This is a genomic window from Denitratisoma oestradiolicum, assembly GCF_902813185.1.
In the GTDB taxonomy this organism is placed as follows: domain Bacteria; phylum Pseudomonadota; class Gammaproteobacteria; order Burkholderiales; family Rhodocyclaceae; genus Denitratisoma; species Denitratisoma oestradiolicum.
On record NZ_LR778301.1, the window covers coordinates 81,753 to 105,426 of the forward strand.

Sequence of the window (23,674 nt, forward strand, 5' to 3'; positions counted from 1 at the left end):
GCAGCTCGCCAGGGGAGAGAGGACTGCCTAGTGGTTGAGTATGTTGAGCACCCCGTCACGGCCGCCCTGGGTGGCCCGGGCGAGGAGGGTCTCCATGCCCTTGTCGCGGTAGGTGAGCGCCCGCATCAGCATGGGCAGGTTGACGCCGGCCAGGCCCTCGATCCGGCCTGGTTGGAGCAGCTTGAGGGCGATGTTGGCGGGGGTGGCGCCGTAGATGTCGGTCATGATCAGCACGCCGTCGCCGCTGTCCGCCAGGGACAGCAACTGGCGGGCGTAGGGCAGCAGGTCGGTGGGGTCGTCCTGGGCGGCGACGCCCAACTGGACGATCTGGGCCGGTCGCCGGTTGAGGACGTGGCAGGCGCACTGGATCAGGGATTCGCCATAGCTGCCGTGGGTGATGAGATAAAGGCCGATCATCCGCGCATCCTCAGATAAGCCAGGCTGGCCACGAAGGCCAGGGCGAGCAGCAGGAAAAGGGCGCCCAGGCGCCGTGCCCAGCGGGCTTCCGTGGTGCTCTGAGCCGTGTCCGCATCCACCCTCTGGCGCAGGCGGCGCAGGGTGGCGATGCCGACCCTGCGCCTGACTTGATGCTCGACGAATTCATCGTTCATGGGTTTCCCTGATTTTCAAGTCGGGGGTTTCGAAGCGCAACCGGGCCTTCATTGCTGGGCTGATTTCGACCCGGCCCTGGTCATCCACGCGCAGGACCTGGGCGAGGCCCATATTTTGCGCCAGTTTGGGCCAATTCTCGCCGGCGATGAACAGGGGCTTGCTGGCGGCGTCCGACACCATGCCGGCCTGGGGGCCGGGGGGAATCAGGATGGACAGGGACTGGGTGGCGCCGGCGGGCCGGCCATGGCGGGGGTCGATCAGGTGGCAGTAGCGCCTGCCCTCCAGTTCGAAGTAGCGCTGGTAGTCGCCGGAAGTGCCGATGGCCTCACCGTCACGCAGTTCCAGAGAGGCCAGGGGGCCGGTCTGGCGGGGATGCTGGATGCCCACCCGCCAGGGAGTGCCGCCCTTCTGCCCCAAGGCCATGATGTTGCCGCCGATGTTGATCAGGGCATTGCGGATACCCAGGGCCTTGAGGATGGCGGCGGCACGGTCCAGGGCCACACCCTTCAAATACCCGCCGAAATCGAGCGCCACCGTGGGGTTATGGCTAATGACGGTTTCCCCCTGGATTTCCAGATCGGCGATGGTTGGATGAGCCTTGAGCAGACGTTCGAGCCGGGCAGGGTCGGGCAGGCGGGGCGAGAAGTTGTCGCTCTGGAAGCCCCAGAGTTTGATCAGGCCACCGATGCCGGGATCGAACAGGTGGTTGCCCTTCTGGGCCAGGGCCTGGGCGTCCCGGATCAGTTGGGCCAGTTCAGGGCTGACCCGGTGGGGGCGGCCGGCGGCGATGGCCTCGTTTACAGCGGTGAGTTGCGAGGGCTGCCAGGCGTGGTAGTCCCGGTGCAGACGGTCGAATTCCTGTTGTACCCGGCTGATGGCGGCCCGGGCATGGTCTTCCTTTTCCCCCCAGATCAGCACCTGAACCCGGGTGCCGAAGACGAAGGATTCCTCGCTGATCACTTCCTCCGTGTTGCAGGCGGCCAGCAGCCAGACCCCCAGCAGCAGCGGCCAGAACCGCCGGAGCCGCCAGACCTCAGAGGCTGTGAAAATATCAAACGAAGCCAATTTCGGCACCGTCATTCCGGCGAACGCCGGAATCCAGTTCTTTTATTTGATTGATTTCACAGGAGGTTGGCGCGCCGTATGGATCCCGGCTTTCGCCGGGATGACGGAACTGAAGCGTGGTTCGTAATATTTTCACAAGCGCTCATGCCTCATCGGCGGGCGCGCTGCGTTCCAGTTCCAGGGAGGCGGCCAGCAGGGCCAGGCGCGCCACCACGCCGTAGGCATAGAAACGGTTGGGCGGGGCGTCCGGTGCCTGGGCCGTGTCGGGCAGGGAGCAGCCGGTCTCGAAGGCCAGGGGGCTGAAATGCATGCCGGGAGCGTTGAGGTTCTCGTCTATGCCCCGGTCGGTGTTGACTCGGTAGAAGCCTCCCACCACGTAGCGGTCGATCATGTACACCACCGGTTCGGCGGTGCCTTCGTTCACGGTTTCCACCGTGGGCACGCCTTCCTGGATGATGACCTCGCTGACCTGGAGGCCTTCCTTGCCCACGGCCATCTTGTTGCGCTGGCGACGGTTGAGGCCCTTGACCTCGCTGGCGTCATGGACCGTCATGATGCCCATGCCATAGGTGCCGGCGTCGGCCTTGACGATGACGAAGGGCCGGGACTGGATGTTGTATTCCTTGTATTTGGTGCGGATGCGGGTCAGCAGCATATCCACGTTGGCGGCCAGGCATTCCTCGCCGGTGCGGGCGTGGAAATCGATCTGGCCGCAGACACCGAAATCCGGATTGATCAGCCAGGGATCGATGTCCAGGTGGCGGGCGAAGTCCTCGGCCACTTCCCGGTAGGCCAGGAAATGCCGCGACTTGCGCCGCATGTGCCAGCCGGCGTGGAGAGGCGGAATCACCCACTGTTCATGGACGTTCTGGAGTATCTCCGGCACCCCGGAAGAGAGGTCGTTGTTGAGCAGGATGGCGCAGGGGGAAAAGTCGTCCAGGCCCAGGCGCCGCCCTTCCGGTCCGAGGCGCCGCAGGGGTTCCAGCAACAGGGTCTGGCCGTCGGGCAGGGACACCGGGGTGGGCGCGGTGATCTCGGGCAGCAGGGAACCGATGCGCACATTGAGGCCGGTCAGACGCAGGATGGAGGCCAGCCGGGCGACGTTGGTTAGGTAGAACTGGTTGCGGGTGTGGTTCTCCGGCACCAGCAGCAGGCTCTTGGCCTCGGGGCAGAGCTTTTCCACCGCCGACATGGCGGCCTGCACACAGAGGGGCAGCAGGTCCGGATTCAGGTTGTTGAAGCCGCCGGGAAACAGGTTGGTATCCACCGGCGCCAGCTTGAATCCGGCATTGCGCAGATCCACCGAGGAATAGAAGGGCGGCGAATGCTCCAGCCACTGGCTGCGCAGCCATTGCTCGATGGCACTGATGTTTTCCAGGAAGCGTCGCTCCAGATCCAGCAGGGGACCGGTCAGCGCGGTGGTGAGATGGGGGACCATGGTCGGCTTTCTTATTGGTCAGACCTTCAGGCGCGGGTCGGTATCAGCGGACTGCATGCGCTCCACGTAGCGGGCGATCACATCCACCTCCAGGTTCACTCGGCTGCCGGGGCGCAGATGCCTGAGGGTGGTGACTTCCACCGTGTGGGGAATCAGGTTGATGGAAAAGTCCGGGCCGTCCACCCGGTTGGTGGTGAGGGAAACCCCATTGACGGCGATGGAGCCCTTGCGGGCGATGTAGCGTGCCAGGGGGGCTGGGGCGCGGATCAACAGTTCGTGGGATTCGCCGACCGGCTCGAAGCGCACCACCTCTCCCACGCCATCCACATGGCCGGTGACCAGATGGCCCCCCAGCCGGTCCGCCAAGCGCAGGGCCTTTTCCAGGTTGAGTTCGTTGGGGCCGTCCAGGCCTGCGGTGCAGTCCAGGGATTCCCGGGAGACATCGACCTTGAAGTGGTCGGGACCGAATTCCACCACGGTGAGGCAGACGCCGTTGCAGGCGATGGAATCGCCCAGGGCCACGTCGGACATGTCCAGTCCGCCGGCAGCGATGGTGAGTCTTTTGCCCTCTGCCAGGGCTTGCAGTTCGGTGATTTTGCCGACGGCGGCGACGATGCCTGTGAACATGATGGGGAAGGAGCGGATGACCAAAACACCATTATCCTTGATCGGCGCGGGGAATGGCCGTCCGGGGCTCCTCCGGGGGTTCCGTAGTATCCTTGCGGGTCCTCAAAAGGAGATTCGACCATGAGCAAGCAACAGGTGCCCGCCATCGAAGGCTGGTACTCCATGGATGCCGCCAATCCGCATCTGATCGGCACCCGCTGCAAGGGATGCGGCACCCATTTCTTTCCCAAGCTGACCACCTATTGCCGCAATCCGGCTTGCGACAGTAGCGAGTTCGAGGAAGTCGAGCTGTCCAACCGGGGCCGTATCTGGTCCTACACCAACGCCTGCTACAAGCCCCCCGAGCCCTTCGTGGCCACCGAACCCTATGTGCCCTTCGCCATTGCGGCGGTGGAGCTGGACAAGGAAAAAATGGTCGTCCTCGGCCAGGTGGTGGCCGGTGTGGATGTGGACCAGCTCAAGGTGGGCCAGGAAGTGCGGCTCGTGCTGGAGACCCTCCACGAGGACGGGGACCAGGCCAAGCAGATCTGGAAATGGAAACCAGTGTGAGGGGCATGGCACCGTCCCGGTGTCTAGCCCCCTCACCCCCAACCCCTCTCCCGCCAGGGGAGAGGGTAGCTTTGTGAGTCGCTGCGCGACTTCATGTTAAGGAACACACAAATGAGCCAAGATATCGCCATTCTCGGGGTGGGCATGCACCCCTGGGGCAAGTGGGGCCGCAATTTTGTCGAATACGGAGTGGCCGCGTCCCGGGCCGCTCTCAAGGATGCTGGCGTGGCCTGGAAGGACGTGCAGTTCGTCTCCGGCGCCGCCACCATGCGTTGTGGTTACCCCGGCTATGTGGCCGGTGCCACCTTCGCCCAGGCCCTGGGCTGGAACGGTTGCGAGGTGAACACCTCCTACGCTGCCTGCGCCTCGGGTTCCCAGGCCCTGGCCGCCGCCCGGGCCAAGATTCTCTCGGGCCAGTGCGAGGTGGCCCTGGTGGTGGGCGCCGACACCACGCCCAAGGGCTTCCTTGCCCCGGCCAAGGGTTACCGGCCCGAAGACCCGGACTGGGTGCGCTTCTACATGGGCATCACCAATCCCACCTACTTCGCCCTCTACGCCCGGCGGCGCATGGATTTGTTTGGTGACACCCTGGACGACTTCGCCGCGGTGAAGCTGAAGAACGCCGAACACGGCAGCCACAACCCCAATGCCCGCTACCGCAAGCTGTTCACCCGCGAAGATGTGGCAGCCTCTCCCATGGTGGCCGATCCCCTGCGCCTGATGGACATCTGCGCGACCTCCGACGGTGGCGCAGCCATCGTGGTGTGCAGCCTGGAATATGCCAAGAAGATCGGTCGCAGTGACGCGGTACGGATCGCCGCGATTTCCACGGTGACTCCCACCTTCGCCAACGCCCAACTGGAGATGCCCGACATCGCCACCGACTCGGCCGCAGTGGTGGAGGCTTTCAGCTTCCGCGCCGCAGTGCCCGCCAAGGCCTACGAGGAAGCCGGCATCAGTCCCAGGGATGTGAGTCTGGCCGAGGTCTATGACCTATCCACCGCCCTGGAGCTGGACTGGATCGAGGATCTGCAACTGGCGCCCCGGGGCGAGGCTGCCCGGCTGTTGCGGGCAGGCGAGACCCGGGTGGGCGGCCGCATTCCGGTCAATGCCTCCGGCGGCCTGGCCTGCTTCGGCGAGGCCGTGCCGGCTCAGGCCCTGGCCCAGGTCTGCGAACTGACCTGGCAGTTGCGGGGTCAGGCCGAAGGCCGCCAGGTAGCGGGTGCCAAGGTGGGCATTACCGCCAACCAGGGCCTCTTCGGCCATGGGTCTTCGGTGATCGTGAAGAAGTAGTTCACCGCGCATGCAGTGAGGGAAACAGCCGGTGCAAGCCGGCTGTTTCCATTTGTGCGCTGGGTTGATCCACGTCAGGAAAGCAGAAAAGTGACTCACCGTATCGGTGTACGGTGCGTCACCCTGATATGGTGCGGTTAATTACATGGCAATTTGGCTATCAATAGACCTTGCATCGATTTACTTGCCATAGATAATCCTGTCATGCTATTCGGCAATCTAAAGGAAATTCGGGAATTCGAGCGCAGGCGTCTGCCGTTCATGTGTTCCCTTGAGGATCGGGAAATCCTCATTTCCATCGGCTATGCCGATGAGATTGGTACTCCCTTGAGTCTCAAGGAGCTCACCTTGGAGTTAACCGGCCTGAACCTGATGGGACTGGGCTCCACAACGACGATCCGGCGTCGTCTGATACGGCTGATCAATCATGGGATGGTAGTGAAACGCATCGCCAACCACGATGGGCGGGTCATCCACCTGATGCTATCGAGCAAGGCCCTGCGCCTGTTTGCCGGTTATGGTCGCATGATGATGGGAATGCGCTGGCCCAGAGCCCAGCGACTGGCACGATAAGCATGAAAAAAACAGAAAGTGATTCTGCTTTCTCCGGAGTCACTTCTCCGCAGGTGCTGTTTGCCCGACTGGACGAAATTTGCGCTGGCCATGGCCGCTTCAAGAGTGTGCAACTCACATGCTCCATAAGCTATCCCGAAAGCATTCTTTGCTTCGTCGAGTCGGAGGAAGGCAAGGCGTCGACCATGGCAAATGTGGTCGGCGGAAAGGTGTTCGGCTTTCATACTGTGCTGCTGACCGTTCCAGTGACCGGTGCTTTCCAGTGCGCCCGGCGTGGGGCAGGCAGGCCCCTGGTTTGGGACTGCGAGCTCTGTCGGTATCATTCCGGCTGAGCGAGACCTAAGCTCTTTTTCTTCTTCAGGGGCATTTAGTCGGGGTATCCAGTCACTTTGATCTTGCGGCGCAGATGGCTTTGCAAGTCTTCGACGATACCGCGGAACCCCGCGGGGTGGGGGATGCTCACGGTTCCGGGATCAGCCGGGGAGGGCTTCCCGCACTATTACGAAAACAGCCTGCACCACTGGCAAGCAGCCTGTTCGCGCTCTGAAGTAATGATTTTCCTCAGCAACCCGCATGCGCAAAACGCCCCTACTTTTGGCAAGTTATTTCCTGCCTAGGCCGTGAGTTGGCGCCAATACAACAATCTGTCCCATATTGGCATGAGTTTTTTGGCCGAAGTAAGCGTATCTATTACCTACGCTATATATTTGCCGCGCAGTACAAGTCGGTCGACCGCCTTGAGGTAATTAGAAATTCGTAGTTAATACCGTAAGCGGTCGCTCGAGTTCATATATCAATAGGAGGAGGGATGTGATGCGTTACCAGAAAGGTAAGAAGTACATCTTGAAGGCCCTGCCAATCATGCTGGTGGCCGCTTATTCTTGTGGCACCATGGCAGCCGAGGTCCTGGAAGAGGTCGTGGTTACGGCTCAAAAGCGAGCAGAACGGCTGCAGGATGTTCCCATTTCCATTTCCGCCATCAGCGGTGCCCAGCTCGAAGCACGGGGAATCGAAGGGGTCGCCAACCTGAATGCCCTGGCACCCAACCTGATGTTCCGCTCCAATCCTTCCAGCAACCTGATCTCCACGGTGGCGATTAGGGGTAGCGTGACCGGTCAGCCGGCTATCTGGGTGGACCCCTCCGTTGGTATGTACGTGGATGGCGTGTATGTCGGCAAAGCCCAGGGCAGCATTTTTGATGTGATCGAGATCGAGCGTGTTGAAGTTCTGCGGGGCCCCCAGGGCACCCTGTTCGGCCGCAACACCGAAGGTGGCGCGGTGAACTTTGTCAGCCGCAAGCCCGCTGGCGTATTCAGTGGTTCGGTGGGCCTGGAAGTGGGCAACCGGGGTCACGTGGTGACTCGCGCCGCAGTGGATTTGCCGAAAATGGGCATCATGAGCCTGAGCATGGGCTACCGCAAGGAAGACCGGGACGGCTGGGTGAAGAACAACACCCCGGGTGTCGGCGACCCGGGCAAGCGGGATAAAGAGGCCTATCGCCTGGCCGCCAATTTTGAAATCACGCCCAATCTGGACGTGAATTACAAGTTCGACCATTCCGAGGCCGACAACACGCCGCCGCCGAGCTTCCTCTATGCTTTGAACGGTTGGTCTGGCAGCTTCCCGACTGCCTACGGCGCCTTCCTTGGCGGCACCATCCAGGCGGCCCTTACGCCTTATCTCACAAACGGGCGACCCAAGAACATCTCCACCAATCCGGGTAATCCCCTGTGGGAAAAGAGCGAGACCGACGGCCATGCTCTGACCGTGGATTATCGCTTGAGCGCCACCAATGCCCTGAAATACATCTACGCCAAGCGCGAGATGAAATATCAGGACAGCATTGACATCGATGGCAGCCCGGTAGGGGTCATCGCTACTGTCGTGCCTGGTTTCAACTGGTATGGGGACATCTACACCCGGCGCTACACCGACTACGAGTCGGACTCCCACGAGTTGCAGTGGGTGGGCAACACCGACCGGATGAACTATGTGTTTGGCCTCTACTACTTCAAGGACGAGGCGACGACCCTGGGTCCTCAGGATCTGGGCATATTCTATGGTCCCACATCGGCAGTCCGCTTCCAGCGGGATGACTATGCCTCCAACACCAAGGCCAAGGCCTGGTTCGGGCAGATCGACTACAAGGTGACAAATGATCTGACCGCCACGGTGGGTATGCGCCATACCACCGAGGAGAAGAGCGGTTGGACCCATCGCTTTATGACTTCCAGTTTCAACGGGGCGAGTACCGGTGACATCATTAATGTCCCCGGCTACAAGGCTTCCTGGAGCGCCAATACTCCAGTAGTGGCCCTGGGCTATAAGCTGAACGAGACGACCAATGTCTATGGTCGTGTCGCCCGGGGTTTCAAGAGCGGCGGCTTCAGCGGCGAGCTGACGGACCCGGTGGCGATCCAGAAGCCCTACAACCCGGAGAAATCCCTGTCCATGGAAATGGGCGTCAAGGCCTCCTTCCTGGATAACCGGGCCCAGTTGAGTGCAGCGATCTTCCATACCAAGATTACCGATCTCAACGTGACCCAGTTGCTGCCGGGAACCACGTCGTCCTTCCTGACCAACGCCGGCAAGGCCGTTTACAAGGGATTTGAACTGGAAGGCGCGGTCCTGGTCGCCGACGGTTGGAAGGTTCAGGGTGGTTATGGTTACCTGGATACCAAGTTCGACGAGTACATCGACAATGCTCTCAACATTGCCGGTCGTCCCCTGATCGACACGGCCAGCAACCGGGTGGCACCCTATGCGCCCAAGCACACCATGACCCTGAGCCTGGATGGTCGCCTGGCCAAGACGTCCTTCGGCACCCTGCGTCTGATCATGGACTACAGCTACACGGCCAAGACCTATCTCTATGCCGCCAACAAGTCTCTGACGGCGCCCAACGCCGGTGGCAGTTATGTGGTGGGGACCGACGAAGTGCCGGCCCAGACCAACATCAATGCCCGCCTGCTGCTGGCGGACATTCCGGTGGGTGGGCCGGGCAAGGCGGACTTCTCGCTGTGGGTGAAGAATCTGACGGACGAGGACAAGGTGATGCAGAAGATCGACTTCGGCATGTACCAGACCGGAAACTATCAGGAACCCCGCACCTACGGGATGAGCTTCAACTACAAGTGGTAATCGACGGGAGGGCGTCGTCCCTTCTGTCATGAGCCCCTGTCATTGGCAGGGGTTTATCAGACCGGCAGACCGGGTATTTCACCGGCTGCCGGTTTTCTTTTGTTCGTGGCGCGTTGCCGGCCCCGATTCAGGCAGTTCCCGGCACCGCCCGAGGAACTCCCCAGGTCTTGGCTATAATCGCCGCGCAACTGCCAGTCCGGGTACGGGTTCGGCGCCAGGATTGAAACCAAAAGTGGATGGCGCCGGTCTCAGTTTCCGAACCTTAACCTCAAGGAGCAACGCGGCCATGGCCTACAACGACATCCTTACCCAGAACACGACTGCCACCACCCAGCAGCACCGGGTGCTGCGCAATACCTACGCCCTGCTGGCCCTGTCCATGGTGCCCACGGTGCTGGGCGCCCTGGTGGGCACTTCCATCGGCGCGGCCCTGATGGTGGGCAGCCCCATCATCAGCCTGCTGCTGTTTCTGGGAGTTTGCTTCGGCCTGATGTACGGCATCGAGAAGACCAAGGACAGCGGCTGGGGTGTTGTCCTGCTGCTGGCCTTCACCTTTTTCATGGGCCTGATGATGGGCCCCCTGCTGCGCCATGCCCTGGGCTTTTCCAACGGCGGCACCCTGATCGCCACGGCGGCGGGCGGCACTGGCATCATCTTCTTCACCCTGGCCGGTATCGCCACCACCAGCAAGCGTGACTTCAGCAAGATGGGCAGCTTCCTGACGATCGGCGTGGTGCTGATCCTGGTGGCGGCCATTGCCAATGCCTTCCTGCACCTGCCGGCCCTGACCCTGGCTATTTCGACGGTCGCCGTGCTGGTGTTCTCGGCCCTGATCCTGGTGGACATCCAGCGCATCGTCCAGGGGGGCGAGACCAACTACATCACCGCCACTCTGGCCGTCTATCTGGACGTCTACAACATCTTCGTCAACCTGCTGCAACTGCTGCTGGCCTTTGGCGGCGAACGGGACTGATCCTTCCCTCCATCCTGCGGCGGCCCGGGTTTCCTTCCGGGTCGCCGTTTTTATTTGGAATCCCCCATGCGCTTCGGCACTCCCCTGACCCCTTCCGCCCTTCGCGTCATGCTGCTGGGCAGCGGCGAACTGGGCAAGGAGGTCGTGATCGCCCTGCAACGTCTCGGTTGCGAGGTCATTGCCGTGGACCGCTATGCTGACGCCCCGGCCATGCAGTTGGCCCACCGCAGCCATGTGATCGCCATGACCGACGGCGCGGCCCTGCGCCGGGTGATCGAGGCCGAGCGCCCCCATCTGGTGGTGCCGGAGATCGAGGCCATCGCCACCGACATGCTGCTGGAGATCGAGGCCGAGGGCCTGGCGGAAGTGATTCCCACCGCTCGGGCCGCCCGTTTGACGATGCACCGGGAAGGCATCCGCCGCCTGGCCGCCGAGGAGTTGGGCCTGCCCACCTCTCCCTATCGCTTCGCCGATTCCTTCGCGGAATTGCAGGCCGCCGTGGCTGGCGGCATCGGCTATCCCTGTGTGATCAAGCCGGTGATGTCCTCCTCGGGCAAGGGGCAGTCTTTGGTGAAATCCACGGGCGAGCTGCGCGATGCCTGGGACTATGCACAGTCCGGCGGCCGCACCGGCGCGGGCCGGGTGATCGTCGAGGGCTTCATCGAGTTCGACTACGAAATCACATTGCTCACGGTGCGCGCCGTAGGCAAGGACGGCGAGGTGGAAACCTTCTTCTGCGAACCCATCGGCCATCGCCAGGTGGCCGGCGATTACGTCGAATCCTGGCAGCCCATGACGATGTCACCGCTGGCCCTGGAGCGCTCGCGCGAGATCGCTCGGGCCGTCACCGGCAACCTGGGCGGGCGCGGCATCTTCGGTGTCGAACTGTTCGTCAGGGGCGACCAGGTCTGGTTCTCCGAGGTGAGTCCGCGGCCCCACGACACCGGCCTGGTGACCCTGTGCAGCCAGCGTTTTTCTGAATTCGAATTGCACGCCCGCGCCATCCTGGGCCTGCCGGTGGATGTGTCCCTGCGTCGTCCCGGCGCTTCCGCCGTGATCTATGGCGGCCTGGAGGAAAAGGGCATCGCCTTCGAGGGCGTGACCGAGGCCCTGCAGGTGCCCGAGTCGGACCTGCGCCTGTTCGGCAAACCCGAGAGTTTCAAAAAGCGCCGCATGGGGGTGGCGGTGGCCAACGCCGACAGCACCGACGAAGCCCGGGCTCGGGCCAAACTGGTGGCATCTCGCGTCATACCGGTCAAGGTGTGAAGAATTTTGCCGCACGCTTGATCACTTGGCACCGGCATCACGGCCGCCACGACCTGCCCTGGCAGCAGAGCCGGGACCCCTACCGGGTCTGGCTATCGGAAATCATGTTGCAGCAGACCCAGGTGGCGACGGTGATTCCCTATTACCAGCGTTTCCTGGCCCGCTTCCCCACCCTGGCCGAACTGGCCGCCGCGCCGGTGGAGGATGTGATGGCCTTGTGGAGTGGCCTGGGCTACTACGCCCGGGCCCGTAACCTCCACGCCTGCGCCCGGGCGGTGGTGGTGGACCACGGGGGGGCCTTTCCCCATGATCCGGCGGCTATCGCCGAATTGCCGGGCATCGGCCGCTCCACGGCCAATGCCATCGCCGCTTTCTGCTTTGGCGCCCGGGCGCCGATTCTGGATGGCAACGTGAAGCGGGTCTTCGCCCGCTGCTTCGGCATTGAGGGCTTTCCCGGCACGCCAGCGGTGGAGCGGGAAATGTGGCACCAGGCTGAGGCCCTGATGCCGGCCCGCCAGGGCGGGGACTACATCCAGGCCCAGATGGACCTGGGGGCCACGGTGTGCACCCGGGGCAGGCCCCGCTGCGAGGCCTGCCCCCTGGCGGAAATCTGCGTTGCCCGGCAAGCAGGGCGTCAGGCCGAACTACCCGTTGCCAAACCCCGCAAGGCCCTGCCGGAACGGGAGGCCATCGTCCTGCTGCTGTGTCATGAAGGTCGGGTGCTGCTGGAACAGCGCCCTCCCAGCGGCATCTGGGGGGGATTGCTATCCCTGCCGGAACTGCCGGCCGGCGCCGATCCGGAAGAGTATGCACAGCAGGTTTTTGGCTGTGAGGCCGGGGATTGGGAAGAACTGCCGGGGCTGGTGCATACCTTCACCCATTTCCGTCTGCACCTGACGCCTCTGCGAACCCGGGTCCGGCTGCTGGCCCAGACGCGGGAAGGGGGAGCGCGCTGGCTGGATTTTTCGCAGTTGGATGACGCACCTCTGCCGGCGCCTATCCGCCGCATTTTGGCGGGCGCACAGGAAGCCGGCTAGGGAACCGCTGAACAAAGCCCCAATGCGTCTCCGGATCGGGTCCAGAGCAGGCTATTCCGGCGAACGCCGGAATCCAGGAAGATCAACAAACTGGACACCGGCCTTCGCCGGTGTGACGGACTTAATCGGCGTTTACCTAGCGCTATTCCCCGCCCCAACGGGGCATCAGGGCGTGGGGAATGTCCAACTGGTCGAGGATGCGGGCCACGACGAAATCCACCACGCCCTGCACATCCTGGGGATGGTGATAGAAGCCCGGGCTGGGGGGCAGGATCACGGCACCGGCCCGGGACAGACGCAGCATGTTTTCCAACTGGATTGTGGAGAGCGGTGTTTCCCGGGGCACCAGGATCAGCTTCCTGCCCTCCTTCAGCACCACGTCGGCGGCCCGGGTGGTGAGGTCATCGGCCATGCCGGCGGCCACTTCGGCCAGGGTGCCCATGGTGCAGGGACAGATCACGTAGGCGTCGGGGGGATTGGAGCCGGAGGCCAGGGGGGCGTTCCAGTCGTCCCGGCCATAGACCGAGAGCTGCCCCTCGGCAGCGCCGAAGCGTTCGCTGAAATAGCGCTGGGCTTCCCGGGGTTGGGTGGGCAGGACCAGATGCATTTCCTGCTTGGCGACAATCTGGGCGGCCTGGGAATACACCAGCCAGACCCGCACGCCGGCCTGTAGCAGGCATTCGAGCAGGCGCACGCCGTAGGGCATGCCGGAGGCGCCGGTGAAGGCGAGGGCGACGGTTTTCACGATGTTTGTTCCCGCAACAGGGCGGCCGTGACAAGGCCGTTGACGATACCGAAGATCAGGGCTGCCGTGGCGAAGACGGGCACCAGATAGAACACGCCGTCGTGGGGCACCAGCCAGACCCGGGCCAGCAGCACCTGGCCACCGATATGGGCGAAGGCGCCCGCCAGGCTCAGGCTCACCGGGCCGAAGGCCCGTCGGGGCAGGCGGGCCGCCAGGGCCAGTGCTGTGAGGCTCATCAGGGCGCCGGTGAGGCTGAGGAAGAAACCGGGGGCGAGGAACTGGCCCATCAGCAGGCTGCCGGCGAAGACCCGCAGCAGGGCCACCCAGGCCGCCTCGCGCCAGCCGTGGCGCAGCAGCACCAGCAGCACCACGATGTTGGCCAGCCCCGGCTTGACTCCGGGCAGGGGCAGGGGAATCGCGGCCTCGGCCACGGTCAGGGCGATGGCCGCCGCCGCGTAGCGGGCGATGCGGCGGTCGTCGGCAGTGACCGGCAGTTCAATAGGTGAGGGTGTCATGGCTGGCATTCCGCCCCGTGAGGGTAAGGCTGACATGATTGGGGGCACAGATGGCCACGGCGCCGGGGCGGCTCAGCCAGCCCTGGCGCACGCAATACTGGCGCGGCCCCGGATCGGACAGCACCCTTGCCCGGCCTGGCTGCACCTCCACCACCGTGTCCCCCAGAGCGCCGGCCACGACGATCTTCTTGCTCACGGTGAGGGGCAGCCGGGCCACGGCCTGGCCGTCCCGCCGCACCACCACAGCCTCGGCTGTGCCGCCTCGCCACAACAGAGGGAAGGAGGTAGCCACCAGCAGCAGGCAGAGCAGGATGCTCAGCCAGTCCCCGGGCCGGAGCAGGGCCAGCCAGTCGGCCGGTCTCATCCGGCTAATGCGCATGGTCGCCAGCATTGCCCCTGATGATGAAACCCGTCATTCCGGCTTGCGCCGGAATCCAGTGGGTCGCCGATCTGGGCCCCGGCGTGCGCCGGGGTGACGAGGGGGGGATTGTTATATTTCACAAGATTGTTCCGCGTTCACGTTAAGCCGCGATGCCGCACCAGCACCCGGGCCTGATCGCGGAAGCGGGCGGCCAGCCACTCGGCGAAATACACCGAGCGATGCTGGCCGCCGGTGCAGCCGATGGCCACGGTCAGGTAGGAGCGGTTGTCCCGCACGTAGGCGGGCAGCCAGTCGGCGACGAAGCGGCGGATGTCCTCGGCCATCCTGCCCACCTCTGGCTGGGCCTGGAGAAAGTCCACCACCGCCGCGTCCCGGCCGGTCAGGGGGCGCAGCAGAGGATCGTAGTGGGGATTGGGCAGGCAGCGCACGTCGAACACCAGATCGGCGTCCAGGGGCAGGCCGTGCTTGAAGCCGAAGGAAGTGAACAACAGGGTCAGGCCCTGGCCCGCATCCAGGTCGGCCAGGTCCTTGATGAACTGGCGCAGGGCGTTGGGTCGCAACTGGCTGGTGTCCAGGCGATGGCCCAGATTGGCCAGGGTGTCCAGGGCTTCCCGTTCCCGCCCAATGGCCTCGGCCAGGGTCATTTCGCCCAAGGCCAGGGGGTGGGCGCGGCGGGTCTCGGAAAAGCGCTGGATCAGCACCTCGTCCCGGGAGTCGAGGAACAGGAAGCGCACCTCGATGCCCCCCGTGGCTTCCAGGTCCCGCAGTTGCTTGGGCAGGGCAGCGATGCTGCGGCCGCCCCGCATGTCCATGGCCACTGCGACCCGGGTGTAGTCCTCGGCCTGGAGCTGGGCCACCAGTTGGGGCAGCAGGGGAGCCGGCAGATTGTCCACGCAGTAATAGCCGGAATCCTCCAGCATATGCAGGGCCACACTCTTGCCGGAGCCGGACAGGCCGCTGATCAGGATCAGTCGCATGAGGTTTCCCCATCGATGACGGGCGGCCTGATCCTGCCGTCATCCACACGTCCGGGCTCCACCACCAGCCGGCCGCAACCCAGGCAGCGGCCCGTCATGGGGTCTATCTCGCAAATACCGATGCATTCCACGTCGCTCACGTCCTCATCGTCCACTTCCACTGCTCCGCTCCTGCCGCCGGCGGGCGACGGCATCCAGTATCCGCAGCCGTTGCGTATCGTCGGCCTCGCCCCAGGCCAGGATTTCCTCCAGGGTGCGCAGGCAGCCCAGGCAGACATCGGCATCGTCCAGGCAGCACTGGCGCACGCAGGGGGATTGCACTCTCAAAAGCCTCCGGTCCTGAGCCATTTTTCCAGTTGGGGCAGTCTATCCACGCCGAAAAAGGGTTCCCCATCCACGATGAAGTAGGGGGAGCCGAAAACACCCTGGGCGACGGCCTCGCCGGTCTCCGCGTGCAAGCGCTCCTTCACCGTCGGATCGGCCAGGGCCGCCTCCATCCGGGCTCGTTCCAGACCCTGGGCCTCTCCTATGGTGAGGACCATAGCGGCATCGCCGATGTTCCGCCCCTCGACAAAATAGGCCCGGTAGAGGGCATGGGCCAGGACCCGGGCGGCGGCGCTGTCCTGGTCATGGAACCAGTAATAGAGCCTTGCCGCTGCCTGGGTGGCCACGGGAAAAGGTGTCGGCATGGTGAAAGGCAGGCCGTGGAAGCGGGCCGAGCGGGGGAAGTCCCGGGCAGCATAGCCCCCCTTCAGGGGCTGGTGTACCAGGGGCTGGGACCCGGTGGTCTTGAACACCGCCCCCAGCAGGATGGGGTGCCACGCCACCTGGCGTCCATGGGCGGCGGCCAGATCGTCGATCAGCTCGCTGGCCAGATAGCCGTAGGGAGAGGAAAAATCAAAAAAGAATTCGACGGGCGTTTTCATGGCGTACCACTTGGATTGTACGGCCTGACATCTTTGTCCACGTCCCCCTGCACTGTCCAGTCAATCAGATCCGGCCACATTCGAGTCCCGGCAACCAGATGCCGGTGGCATTCAAGAAATTGTGCATTTCAATCACGAAACCGGAAGCCGCTTTCCAGGGATGAGTGGTCCGAAGAAATCTGGCTGGTCAGAATTACCGTTGACGTCGATCAATAGCCGTAATTCGGGCGCATGAAAGAATCATAAATTTTTCGGGTCGGCCTACAGTCTGGCCTCGGCTGATTAATCATCACTGATAGGAGTAAACATGGCCTTTTCCAAGAATTCCCCCGGCGACCGGCCCAGGGAGCAGGAGTCGGGTTGCTCGTCGCAGCCGATGTCGGCGGATCCAGCCCAGGCAGTCTTGAAAACCTCCCGCCGAGACTTTCTGCGGGCGGGCGGCGGCATGCTGGGCATTTCGTCGCTGATTGGCGCTGGCGCGCTGATGGCGAATTCCGACGACCCTAAGTCTGCCACGTCGTGGGCCGAACACTTTCAGAAAAACTACCGCCTGATGACGGATGAGGAAAAAGCCGAGGCTCGCCAACGGCTCGAGATCCGCTATTCCGCCGAATACGGCAAGCAGGTCAGCGTCGACACTACGGGCCCCCAGCCCGGCGTGCTGATGGGCTATGCCCTGAATGTGCGCAAATGCATTGGTTGCCGTCGTTGTGTGCATGCCTGCGTGGCCGAGAACAACCAATCGCGAGGCACGCACTCCGGCGAAAAGATCGAATGGATCCAGGTGCTGCGCATGGAGCGCGGCGAGTTCTCCCAGGAGAAGATTAATCAGGGATATCCCGAGGGTCTGGGCATCCAGGTCGGTGGCAATGCCTACACCCCGGCCGGCCAGGTGCTGGAAGGGCAGTATTTCTACGAACCGGAGTCGGTGCCCGAGAAGGAAGCCACCTATATGCCGATCGCCTGCATGCAGTGCGAAAAGCCGCCCTGCGTCAAGGTTTGTCCGGTGCGCACCACATACCGTGAGGGAGATGGGCCGGTGGTAATCGACTACAACTGGTGCATCGGCTGCCGCATGTGCATGGGCGCCTGTCCCTACTGGGCGCGTCGCATCAACCTGACCACCCCGGTGCTGCCCAAGGAAGAAATGAACCCGGTGACCCACTATCTGGGCAACCGTCCGCGCATGCGCGGCGTGGTCGAGAAGTGCCACTGGTGCCTGCAACGGACCCGCCAGGGGCGTTATCCGGCCTGCGTCGAAGTCTGCCCGGTGGGTGCCCGCAAGTTCGGCAATCTGCTCGATCCGGAAAGCGAAGTGAGTCTGATTCTGGCGCGGAAAAACGTCTTCCGCCTCAAGGCTGAACTCAATACCTTCCCGAAATTTTTCTACTTTTACGATTGAGGAGCCGGACCGTGCTAACCAGTTTCGTTTCCGACTACACCCGCTATGTGCTCAAGGGCGGGACCAAGTTCTACGCCTGGATGGGTGTTCTGGCGCTGTTCATCACCGGCATGATGTATGTGTTTTACCTGCAGAACACCGAGGGTTTGATCGTCACCGGCATGACCAGCCAGATTCACGACGGCCTTTACTTCGCCAATCTGGTCTTCCTCGTCGGCGTCGCCGCCGGGGCAGTAACCATCGTGTTTCCCGCCTATGCCTACCACCACGAGGGCATGCACAAGGTTGCCGTGCTCGGCGAAATGCTGGCGATCACCGCGGTGATCATGGTGATGATGTTCGTCTTCGCCCACATGGGTCGTCCCGACCGCCTGTGGCACATGATTCCGCCACGGGGCATCTACAGCTTCTCATCGATGCTGGGCTGGGACGTGATGGTGCTCAACGGCTACCTGATCCTCAACTTCATCTGCGGCTTTTACTACCTGTGGTGCAAGTACACTGGCAACCCGATCAGCAAGAAGTGGTTCATGCCGCTGGTGTGGGTCGCGATTGTCTGGGCGCTGTCGATCCACACGGTCACGGCCTTTTTGATCTCAACCATGCCCTCGCGTCCAATGTGGTTCCACAGCATGATGCCGATCCGCTTCATCACCACTGCGTTCGCGGCGGGCCCGGCGCTGATCATCCTGATCTTTCTGGTCATCCGCAACAACACCAAGTTCTGGGTCGACGACAGCGCGATCAAGCTGCTGACCACCATTGTCACCTGGTGCCTGGGCATCGCCATCTTCCTGACCATGTCGGAAGTGGTGGTCGAGCTTTACGCTCGCACCGAACACGCCAATGGCCTCTACTACCTGATGTTCGGGCTGCACGGTCTGACCGCCTTGGTGCCGTGGTTCTGGAGCTCGATTTTTCTGATGGTGACGTCGTTCATCCTGTTCCTGATCCCGTCGTTCCGGAATGACTTCAAGAAACTGCCGATCGCCTGTGTGATGGCCTTTTCCGGCATCTGGATCGAAAAGGGCATGGGGCTGATTGTTCCCGGCTTCATCCCCACCCCGATCGGTGAAGTCACCGAGTATGTCCCGACGCTGGTGGAAGTTCTCCTGACGCTCGGTATCTGGGCTTTCGGCTTCTTCATTCTGACCATTCTGCTCAAGGGGGCCATCGGCATCCTGTTGGGAGAAATCAAGTTCGGCGGCGCGCAAGCCGTTGCCGCGAAGTGAGATGACGATCATGACAAAACTGACAATACGTGCGGCGCTGCTGGCGCTGAGTTCTGTCCTCGTGACACCGGCCCTTGCTCAAGAGGCAAAACCGGATGAGGTCTGTTTCGAGAGTCGCAAGGGCGCCTCCGAAGTCACCAAGCGCGAGATCAAGCCCGGGCTGCCGAACGTCAAGTGCTCTTCCAAAACCGGCGCGGCACTGTGGTATGGCGACCCTTACGATGGCACCGTGCCGATGGGCAAGATGCCGGGGCTAGAGACGGTCGGAGAAGGAAAAGCGGTTATCAAGCCACGTTCGCAGAAGCTGAACTATCTGGCAATATGCGGAACGGCCTGTCACAACGGTGTCATGCCGCCGGGTTTTCCGAAGACCAAGCATCCGACACCGATCCCGACCATGGAGGGCATGTTGCCGGAGATAAAGAACCTGCAGCACGGTCGGGGTCGCATCTGGTGCCTGGATTGTCACCATTCCACGCAACGCAACAAGTTGGTGGACAATTTTGGCGATCCGGTGAGCTTCGATGAGCCGCAACTGCTTTGCGGTAAGTGCCACGGCGACAAACTGCGCGACTGGCGTGACAACATCCACGGCAAGCGCATTGGCGAGTTTGCCAGCAATGGCAAGAAGCGGTGGTTTGTCTGTACCGAGTGCCACAATCCGCACAATGTTCAGGATGGCGCTCGCAATCGCGGCTTCATCCAGTTGCAGCCGGAGCCGCCGCCGCAACTGCCTAAAGGCATGCTGAACGCAAACCACGAGAAGCTGCATCCGATTTCACACTGATGCGACCACCTGCTGACGACGACTCAACACCCTCACCGGTTCCCGACAGGGGCGACCCGACCTGGGTTGCCCCCGCGCTGACGCGCGAGGAGCAAACCCGTCGGGTCGGCAAGACACCGGTGTTTTTTGGGCCGCCGCTGGCCATCCTCACCGACGGCCAGAAGAACACCATGGAGATCAGTGGCAAGCTCAACCGCACTGCCGAGCGCTACATGGAGATCCTGCGTCATCATGGGCTGGAACTCACCGACCCGGAGTACCGCTGTATCGCACACATCTGCGACTTCGGTTTCATGTCGCCACAGGAGATTCGAGAACTGCCGATGGAGGTCCGTCTGACCCGGTTTGAAAGCGATGGGCTCGACAAAGCTTCATTGGCTGCCAAGCTCGAAGCGGCGAGCTTTGCGGATCTGGTGGTGGTTGTTGAGTTGCTGGGTTTCTGAGAACGTGTGAAGGATTTTGTTGCATCGCAACAATTAGTGCGTCATTGGGATAGAATCGGGAACGTCCCCCAGTCGATTAACGAGGAACCGACCCATGTCCCAGCACGACGAGAAGCCCCACTTGCCCGATCCCAAGGAAGTCGCCAAGACCTACGCCGAGGTGGCCCAGCGGGCTTCCAAGTTGCTGACCGAGCATGTGCAGCGTCAGTTGAAGCATGGCATCACTCCGCCTGCGGATGACCTGGGCATCGCCCAGGCCTTCATGGACATGATGGCCAAGATGCTGGCCAATCCCTACAAGATGGCTCAGGCCCAGATGAATCTGGTGTGGGACTACATGTCCCTCTGGCAGCATTCCATGATGCGCTTCGCCGGCATGGATGCCTCTCCGGTGGCCAGGCCAGCCAAGGATGACAAGCGTTTCAAGGATGCCCACTGGGAAGAGCATTTTCTGTTCGACTTCATCAAGCAGTCCTATCTGATCACCGCCCATCACCTCCATGACGCGGTGAGCGAGGTGGAGGGCCTGGAGGATGGTTCCAGGAAGAAGGTCAATTTCTTCACCCGTCAGTTCATCGACGCCATGGCGCCCTCCAACTTCGCCATGACCAACCCGGAGGTACTGCGGGAGACGGTCAAGAGTCATGGTCAGAACCTGCTCAAGGGTTTCAACAACCTGTTGCGGGACATGGAAACCGATGGGCAGTTGCGGGTCCGCATGACCGATCCGGAAGCCTTCGATCTGGGCAAGAACGTGGCCACCAGTCCCGGCAAGGTGGTGTTCCAGAATGACCTGATGCAGTTGATCCAGTTCGAGCCCACTACCCAGGAGCAGTTCAAGGAGCCCCTGCTGATCGTGCCGCCCTGGATCAACAAGTACTACATCCTGGATCTGCGGGAAAAGAACTCCTACATCAAGTGGGCCACGGACCAGGGGCACACCGTGTTCTGCATCTCCTGGGTGAATCCGGATCGTCGCATGGCCCAGAAGAACTTCGAGGATTACCTGACCGAGGGCACTCTGGTGGCCCTGGATGCGGTCTGCAAGCAGACCGGCGTCGACAAGGTGCATACCATCGGCTACTGCCTGGGGGGCACCCTGCTGGCGTCCACCATGGCCTACCTGGCCGCGAAGAAGGACGATCGCATCGCTTCCGCCACCTTCTTCGTCTGCCTGCTGGACTTCTCTGTGCCGGGCGAGCTGGGCGTGTTCATCGACGAGCAGCAGGTCTCCCATCTGGAAAAGAAGATGGAGGAGCGGGGCTATCTGGAAGGCGCCGAGATGGCCGGCACCTTCAACGCACTGCGGGCCAACGACCTGATCTGGTCCTTCGTGGTGAACAACTATCTGATGGGCAAGGAACCCTTCCCCTTCGATCTGCTCTACTGGAACTCCGATTCCACCCGCATGCCCTACAAGATGCACAGCTTCTATCTGCGCAACATGTATATGAAGAACCTGCTGAAGGAGCCGGGCGGTCTGACTCTGGCCGGTGTGCCCATCGATCTGTCCAAGGTCAAGGCGCCCTGCTATTTCATCTCCACCATCGAGGATCACATCGCGCCCTGGAAGGGCACCTACCTGGGGGCCACCCATCTGGGCGGTCCGGTGCGCTTCGTGCTGGGGGGCTCCGGCCACATCGCCGGCATCGTCAATCCGCCCGCCGCCAACAAGTATGGCTACTGGACCAATGACAAGAGCAAGAATCTGCCGGAGTCGGCCGACGACTGGTTCGCCGGCGCAAAGCAGCATGAAGGCTCCTGGTGGACCGACTGGCAGCAGTGGGTGGTAGCCAGGAACGGCGGCGCCACGGTGCCGGCCCGGGACCCGTCCAAGGGCAAGCTGAAGCCCCAGGAGGACGCCCCCGGCAGCTACGCCAAGTTGCGCCTGGACCAGAAGAAAAAGGTGGCGTGAACCCTCGCGCCTGCGTCATTCCGGCCCGGGCCGGAATACGGAAAGCGGAACCGGAATGACGGTATTGCCCGTGGTACTCGACACCAACGTGCTGCTCTCCCTCTGGGCCTTCACGGACAGCCGCTTCGCGCCTCTCCGCGCCCGGCTGGACAGCGGTGCCTGGCGGGCCCTGAGCCGGGAGGACTGCCTGGCGGAGTTTCAGCGGGTGCTGGGCTACGAACAGTTCGCCATCGCCCCCGAGCGCCAGGCGGCCCTCTATGCCGATTACGCGGCCCGGGTGCAGGTGGTGCCATCCCCTGGGCCTGACGCCTTGTTGTTGCCTCGTTGCCAGGACCGGGACGACCAGAAATTTCTCGAAGTGGCCCGGGACGGCCAGGCCCAATGGTTGATCACCAGCGACAAGGCCCTGCTGCGCCTGGCCCGGCGCGACAAGCTGAAGGGCCTGTTCCGCATCCTTACCCCGGACGCGGCCCTGGCGGAGCTGGAAGCCCCGAAATGAAGCTCTGGGTCGATGCGGACGCCTGCCCCGTCGTGATCAAGGAAATCCTCTATCGGGCCGCCGAGCGGCACCAGTTGCCTCTGGTGCTGGTGGCCAACCAGGCCCTGCGCACGCCGCCCTCGCCCTGGATCAAGGCAGTGCAGGTGCCCCGGGGCTTCGACGTGGCCGACCGGCATATCGCCGAGGCGGTCAGTCCGGGGGATCTGGTCATCACCGCCGACATTCCCCTCGCCGCGATCGTCATCGAAAAGCAGGCCCATGCCCTCAATCCCCGGGGGGAGTTCTACAGCCCGGAGAACATCCGGCAATTGCTCGATATGCGCAACTTCATGGACACCCTGCGCAGCAGCGGTGTGGACACCGGTGGCCCTCCCGCCTTCAGCCCGGGGGATCGGCAGGCCTTTGCCAATCAGCTCGACCGCTTCCTGGCGCGGCGCGGCAAGCCCTGAGGAACTGGGGCGCTAGCGGGGCGGCCTGACCGCCCCCAGGGCCATATCCACCAGACTGTCCAGGAACCCGGGCTGCTCCAGGCGGGCCGGGTCGTCTTCCAGGGCCATCCTCACCACCGCCCGCAGGCCCATGCCCAGCATATAAGCCGCGGCTTCCCGATCGGGAGTGGTGATCTCGTTGTCGTAGAGCTGGATGAATTTCAGCCAGGTGTCCTGCACGTAGTCCCGGGAGGTGGCGTAGGTGCCGCAGCGCATGCCCAATTGCAGGTCGGCGTAGTACTTCAGGTGGAACTCCCGGTTCAGGCGTGAGAGGCGCAATTCCATGCGGATGGTGTTGCCGATGATTTCCCGTAGCGCCACCGCCAGGGGCAGGCCGCTGATCCTGCCGTGGTCCAGACTGACCCGTACCGCCTCGGTCTGCAACACCCGCTCGTAGACCAGGGCGATGACGGCATCCTTGTTGGGAAAGTATTGATAGATGGAGCCCACGGTGGCGCCGGAGACTTCCGCAATGCGCTGTACGGTCAGGGCAGCCGCGCCCTCTTCGTCCAGAATACGCAGACAGGTTTCCACCACCGCTTCCACCAGGGCCCGGGAGCGGGACTGGGTGGGTAGCTTGCGGGGGCGGGGCAGGCCCTCGTGTCCCCTTTCCTCTGTCGTCGATGGCGTTTTCCGGGTCATCCGAATGCAAGCCTTTTTCCGATACTGCGCACCACTGCCTTGGGAATCCAGTGCTATCAGCCACTTGGCGTGGCCAGAAAATACGAGTGTACTGGTTCGTTGCTCTTTTCTAGAATTTTCGACGCACCGGCACAACCGGACATAACA

The 23,674-nt window shown here is 62.7% G+C and carries 28 protein-coding genes; 15 read left to right on the top strand and 13 right to left on the bottom strand.

Features of this window, described 5'->3' with window-relative positions; all coding sequences use genetic code 11:
• Positions 1 to 27: 27 nt before the first annotated feature.
• The 5 genes from DENOEST_RS00535 to DENOEST_RS00555 form a co-directional block, all read right to left on the bottom strand.
• Positions 28 to 417 carry a PTS sugar transporter subunit IIA gene (locus DENOEST_RS00535; protein WP_145770218.1) on the bottom strand — a complete coding sequence of 130 codons (390 nt, stop codon included), beginning with the start codon at positions 415 to 417 and terminating at the stop codon, positions 28 to 30.
• The gene (locus DENOEST_RS00540; protein WP_145770217.1) at positions 414 to 611 is read right to left on the bottom strand and encodes a hypothetical protein; all 198 of its coding nucleotides are present in this window, start codon (positions 609 to 611) and stop codon (positions 414 to 416) included. Before DENOEST_RS00540 ends, DENOEST_RS00535 begins: the two co-directional genes overlap by 4 nt.
• Positions 601 to 1,677, bottom strand: coding sequence for an FAD:protein FMN transferase (locus DENOEST_RS00545; protein WP_232096404.1), 1,077 nt, complete (start codon positions 1,675 to 1,677; stop codon positions 601 to 603). The genes DENOEST_RS00540 and DENOEST_RS00545 overlap by 11 nt, the downstream gene beginning before the upstream one ends.
• A gap of 142 nt (positions 1,678 to 1,819) precedes the next feature.
• Positions 1,820 to 3,115: a glutamate--cysteine ligase gene (gene gshA / locus DENOEST_RS00550; protein ID WP_145770215.1), complete on the bottom strand. Its 1,296-nt coding sequence runs from the start codon at positions 3,113 to 3,115 to the stop codon at positions 1,820 to 1,822.
• A gap of 18 nt (positions 3,116 to 3,133) precedes the next feature.
• Positions 3,134 to 3,742, bottom strand: a complete 609-nt coding sequence (locus tag DENOEST_RS00555) for a riboflavin synthase (RefSeq protein WP_145770313.1) — start codon at positions 3,740 to 3,742, stop codon at positions 3,134 to 3,136.
• Between the two features lie 120 nt (positions 3,743 to 3,862).
• On the opposite strand from DENOEST_RS00555, the gene DENOEST_RS00560 reads away from it, so the two are divergent.
• The 8 genes from DENOEST_RS00560 (at position 3,863) to mutY (ending at position 12,574) form a co-directional block, all read left to right on the top strand.
• Positions 3,863 to 4,291, top strand: a complete 429-nt coding sequence (locus DENOEST_RS00560) for a Zn-ribbon domain-containing OB-fold protein (protein WP_145770214.1) — start codon at positions 3,863 to 3,865, stop codon at positions 4,289 to 4,291.
• Between the two features lie 111 nt (positions 4,292 to 4,402).
• Positions 4,403 to 5,584 (top strand): lipid-transfer protein, encoded by a 1,182-nt coding sequence (locus tag DENOEST_RS00565; RefSeq protein ID WP_145770213.1) that lies wholly within the window; start codon positions 4,403 to 4,405, stop codon positions 5,582 to 5,584.
• A gap of 261 nt (positions 5,585 to 5,845) precedes the next feature.
• Positions 5,846 to 6,157, top strand: a complete 312-nt coding sequence (locus DENOEST_RS00570; protein ID WP_145770212.1) for a hypothetical protein — start codon at positions 5,846 to 5,848, stop codon at positions 6,155 to 6,157.
• Between the two features lie 2 nt (positions 6,158 to 6,159).
• Positions 6,160 to 6,489 (top strand): hypothetical protein, encoded by a 330-nt coding sequence (locus tag DENOEST_RS00575; RefSeq protein ID WP_145770211.1) that lies wholly within the window; start codon positions 6,160 to 6,162, stop codon positions 6,487 to 6,489.
• A 481-nt stretch (positions 6,490 to 6,970) separates the two neighbouring features.
• Entirely contained in the window at positions 6,971 to 9,298 is a 2,328-nt protein-coding gene (locus DENOEST_RS00580; protein WP_145770210.1) for a TonB-dependent receptor, read from the top strand.
• 286 nt (positions 9,299 to 9,584) lie between these two features.
• Positions 9,585 to 10,271 (top strand): Bax inhibitor-1/YccA family protein, encoded by a 687-nt coding sequence (locus DENOEST_RS00585; RefSeq protein WP_145770209.1) that lies wholly within the window; start codon positions 9,585 to 9,587, stop codon positions 10,269 to 10,271.
• Positions 10,272 to 10,337: 66 nt separating this feature from the next.
• Complete coding sequence (purT, locus tag DENOEST_RS00590; protein WP_145770208.1) at positions 10,338 to 11,537, top strand: formate-dependent phosphoribosylglycinamide formyltransferase; 1,200 nt, start codon at positions 10,338 to 10,340, stop codon at positions 11,535 to 11,537.
• Positions 11,534 to 12,574 carry an A/G-specific adenine glycosylase gene (mutY, locus tag DENOEST_RS00595; protein WP_145770207.1) on the top strand — a complete coding sequence of 347 codons (1,041 nt, stop codon included), beginning with the start codon at positions 11,534 to 11,536 and terminating at the stop codon, positions 12,572 to 12,574. Before purT ends, mutY begins: the two co-directional genes overlap by 4 nt.
• A gap of 142 nt (positions 12,575 to 12,716) precedes the next feature.
• Here mutY and DENOEST_RS00600 read toward each other — a convergent pair whose 3' ends face one another.
• The 7 genes from DENOEST_RS00600 to DENOEST_RS00630 form a co-directional block, all read right to left on the bottom strand.
• Positions 12,717 to 13,319, bottom strand: coding sequence for a flavin prenyltransferase UbiX (locus tag DENOEST_RS00600; RefSeq protein ID WP_197970468.1), 603 nt, complete (start codon positions 13,317 to 13,319; stop codon positions 12,717 to 12,719).
• The gene (locus DENOEST_RS00605) at positions 13,316 to 13,834 is read right to left on the bottom strand and encodes a Gx transporter family protein (RefSeq protein WP_145770205.1); all 519 of its coding nucleotides are present in this window, start codon (positions 13,832 to 13,834) and stop codon (positions 13,316 to 13,318) included. Before DENOEST_RS00605 ends, DENOEST_RS00600 begins: the two co-directional genes overlap by 4 nt.
• On the bottom strand, positions 13,815 to 14,198 hold the full coding sequence (locus DENOEST_RS00610; RefSeq protein WP_197970469.1) for a NusG domain II-containing protein: 384 nt from the start codon (positions 14,196 to 14,198) through the stop codon (positions 13,815 to 13,817). Before DENOEST_RS00610 ends, DENOEST_RS00605 begins: the two co-directional genes overlap by 20 nt.
• Before the next feature lie 152 nt (positions 14,199 to 14,350).
• A complete protein-coding gene (rapZ, locus tag DENOEST_RS00615; RefSeq protein ID WP_145770203.1) occupies positions 14,351 to 15,193 on the bottom strand; it encodes an RNase adapter RapZ in 843 nt (280 codons plus the stop codon).
• The gene (locus DENOEST_RS00620) at positions 15,184 to 15,354 is read right to left on the bottom strand and encodes a DUF1289 domain-containing protein (RefSeq protein WP_170228155.1); all 171 of its coding nucleotides are present in this window, start codon (positions 15,352 to 15,354) and stop codon (positions 15,184 to 15,186) included. Before DENOEST_RS00620 ends, rapZ begins: the two co-directional genes overlap by 10 nt.
• Positions 15,338 to 15,514 (bottom strand): DUF1289 domain-containing protein, encoded by a 177-nt coding sequence (locus tag DENOEST_RS00625; protein ID WP_232096405.1) that lies wholly within the window; start codon positions 15,512 to 15,514, stop codon positions 15,338 to 15,340. The genes DENOEST_RS00620 and DENOEST_RS00625 overlap by 17 nt, the downstream gene beginning before the upstream one ends.
• 2 nt (positions 15,515 to 15,516) lie before the next feature.
• Positions 15,517 to 16,119 carry a 2-hydroxychromene-2-carboxylate isomerase gene (locus DENOEST_RS00630; RefSeq protein WP_145770200.1) on the bottom strand — a complete coding sequence of 201 codons (603 nt, stop codon included), beginning with the start codon at positions 16,117 to 16,119 and terminating at the stop codon, positions 15,517 to 15,519.
• A 307-nt stretch (positions 16,120 to 16,426) separates the two neighbouring features.
• On the opposite strand from DENOEST_RS00630, the gene DENOEST_RS00635 reads away from it, so the two are divergent.
• The 7 genes from DENOEST_RS00635 (at position 16,427) to DENOEST_RS00665 (ending at position 22,846) form a co-directional block, all read left to right on the top strand.
• A complete protein-coding gene (locus tag DENOEST_RS00635) occupies positions 16,427 to 17,521 on the top strand; it encodes a 4Fe-4S dicluster domain-containing protein (protein ID WP_197970470.1) in 1,095 nt (364 codons plus the stop codon).
• An 11-nt stretch (positions 17,522 to 17,532) separates the two neighbouring features.
• A complete protein-coding gene (dsrP, locus tag DENOEST_RS00640) occupies positions 17,533 to 18,753 on the top strand; it encodes a sulfate reduction electron transfer complex DsrMKJOP subunit DsrP (protein WP_145770199.1) in 1,221 nt (406 codons plus the stop codon).
• 10 nt (positions 18,754 to 18,763) lie between these two features.
• On the top strand, positions 18,764 to 19,540 hold the full coding sequence (locus DENOEST_RS00645; protein ID WP_145770198.1) for a hypothetical protein: 777 nt from the start codon (positions 18,764 to 18,766) through the stop codon (positions 19,538 to 19,540).
• Positions 19,540 to 19,983: a hypothetical protein gene (locus tag DENOEST_RS00650; protein WP_145770197.1), complete on the top strand. Its 444-nt coding sequence runs from the start codon at positions 19,540 to 19,542 to the stop codon at positions 19,981 to 19,983. Before DENOEST_RS00645 ends, DENOEST_RS00650 begins: the two co-directional genes overlap by 1 nt.
• 94 nt (positions 19,984 to 20,077) lie before the next feature.
• Positions 20,078 to 21,898 carry a PHA/PHB synthase family protein gene (locus tag DENOEST_RS00655; RefSeq protein WP_145770196.1) on the top strand — a complete coding sequence of 607 codons (1,821 nt, stop codon included), beginning with the start codon at positions 20,078 to 20,080 and terminating at the stop codon, positions 21,896 to 21,898.
• Positions 21,899 to 21,953: 55 nt separating this feature from the next.
• Positions 21,954 to 22,397, top strand: a complete 444-nt coding sequence (locus tag DENOEST_RS00660) for a putative toxin-antitoxin system toxin component, PIN family (RefSeq protein ID WP_145770195.1) — start codon at positions 21,954 to 21,956, stop codon at positions 22,395 to 22,397.
• Complete coding sequence (locus DENOEST_RS00665; RefSeq protein ID WP_145770194.1) at positions 22,394 to 22,846, top strand: YaiI/YqxD family protein; 453 nt, start codon at positions 22,394 to 22,396, stop codon at positions 22,844 to 22,846. Before DENOEST_RS00660 ends, DENOEST_RS00665 begins: the two co-directional genes overlap by 4 nt.
• Before the next feature lie 12 nt (positions 22,847 to 22,858).
• Here the strand turns inward: DENOEST_RS00665 and DENOEST_RS00670 are convergent, their stop codons facing one another.
• Positions 22,859 to 23,527 carry a TetR/AcrR family transcriptional regulator gene (locus tag DENOEST_RS00670; RefSeq protein ID WP_145770193.1) on the bottom strand — a complete coding sequence of 223 codons (669 nt, stop codon included), beginning with the start codon at positions 23,525 to 23,527 and terminating at the stop codon, positions 22,859 to 22,861.
• Positions 23,528 to 23,674: the final 147 nt, after the last annotated feature.

What these genes read in the sequence shown, in the direction of transcription:
- DENOEST_RS00535 (WP_145770218.1), bottom strand. Translation starts at nt 417, where the DNA reads ATGATCGGCCTTTATCTCATCACCCACGGCAGCTATGGCGAATCCCTG.
- DENOEST_RS00540 (WP_145770217.1), bottom strand. Translation starts at nt 611, where the DNA reads ATGAACGATGAATTCGTCGAGCATCAAGTCAGGCGCAGGGTCGGCATC.
- gshA (WP_145770215.1), bottom strand. Translation starts at nt 3,115, where the DNA reads ATGGTCCCCCATCTCACCACCGCGCTGACCGGTCCCCTGCTGGATCTG.
- DENOEST_RS00555 (WP_145770313.1), bottom strand. Translation starts at nt 3,742, where the DNA reads ATGTTCACAGGCATCGTCGCCGCCGTCGGCAAAATCACCGAACTGCAA.
- DENOEST_RS00560 (WP_145770214.1), top strand. Translation starts at nt 3,863, where the DNA reads ATGAGCAAGCAACAGGTGCCCGCCATCGAAGGCTGGTACTCCATGGAT.
- DENOEST_RS00565 (WP_145770213.1), top strand. Translation starts at nt 4,403, where the DNA reads ATGAGCCAAGATATCGCCATTCTCGGGGTGGGCATGCACCCCTGGGGC.
- DENOEST_RS00570 (WP_145770212.1), top strand. Translation starts at nt 5,846, where the DNA reads ATGTGTTCCCTTGAGGATCGGGAAATCCTCATTTCCATCGGCTATGCC.
- DENOEST_RS00575 (WP_145770211.1), top strand. Translation starts at nt 6,160, where the DNA reads ATGAAAAAAACAGAAAGTGATTCTGCTTTCTCCGGAGTCACTTCTCCG.
- DENOEST_RS00580 (WP_145770210.1), top strand. Translation starts at nt 6,971, where the DNA reads ATGCGTTACCAGAAAGGTAAGAAGTACATCTTGAAGGCCCTGCCAATC.
- DENOEST_RS00585 (WP_145770209.1), top strand. Translation starts at nt 9,585, where the DNA reads ATGGCCTACAACGACATCCTTACCCAGAACACGACTGCCACCACCCAG.
- purT (WP_145770208.1), top strand. Translation starts at nt 10,338, where the DNA reads ATGCGCTTCGGCACTCCCCTGACCCCTTCCGCCCTTCGCGTCATGCTG.
- DENOEST_RS00605 (WP_145770205.1), bottom strand. Translation starts at nt 13,834, where the DNA reads ATGACACCCTCACCTATTGAACTGCCGGTCACTGCCGACGACCGCCGC.
- DENOEST_RS00610 (WP_197970469.1), bottom strand. Translation starts at nt 14,198, where the DNA reads ATGAGACCGGCCGACTGGCTGGCCCTGCTCCGGCCCGGGGACTGGCTG.
- rapZ (WP_145770203.1), bottom strand. Translation starts at nt 15,193, where the DNA reads ATGCGACTGATCCTGATCAGCGGCCTGTCCGGCTCCGGCAAGAGTGTG.
- DENOEST_RS00630 (WP_145770200.1), bottom strand. Translation starts at nt 16,119, where the DNA reads ATGAAAACGCCCGTCGAATTCTTTTTTGATTTTTCCTCTCCCTACGGC.
- DENOEST_RS00635 (WP_197970470.1), top strand. Translation starts at nt 16,427, where the DNA reads ATGGCCTTTTCCAAGAATTCCCCCGGCGACCGGCCCAGGGAGCAGGAG.
- DENOEST_RS00645 (WP_145770198.1), top strand. Translation starts at nt 18,764, where the DNA reads ATGACAAAACTGACAATACGTGCGGCGCTGCTGGCGCTGAGTTCTGTC.
- DENOEST_RS00650 (WP_145770197.1), top strand. Translation starts at nt 19,540, where the DNA reads ATGCGACCACCTGCTGACGACGACTCAACACCCTCACCGGTTCCCGAC.
- DENOEST_RS00655 (WP_145770196.1), top strand. Translation starts at nt 20,078, where the DNA reads ATGTCCCAGCACGACGAGAAGCCCCACTTGCCCGATCCCAAGGAAGTC.
- DENOEST_RS00660 (WP_145770195.1), top strand. Translation starts at nt 21,954, where the DNA reads ATGACGGTATTGCCCGTGGTACTCGACACCAACGTGCTGCTCTCCCTC.
- DENOEST_RS00665 (WP_145770194.1), top strand. Translation starts at nt 22,394, where the DNA reads ATGAAGCTCTGGGTCGATGCGGACGCCTGCCCCGTCGTGATCAAGGAA.
- DENOEST_RS00670 (WP_145770193.1), bottom strand. Translation starts at nt 23,527, where the DNA reads ATGACCCGGAAAACGCCATCGACGACAGAGGAAAGGGGACACGAGGGC.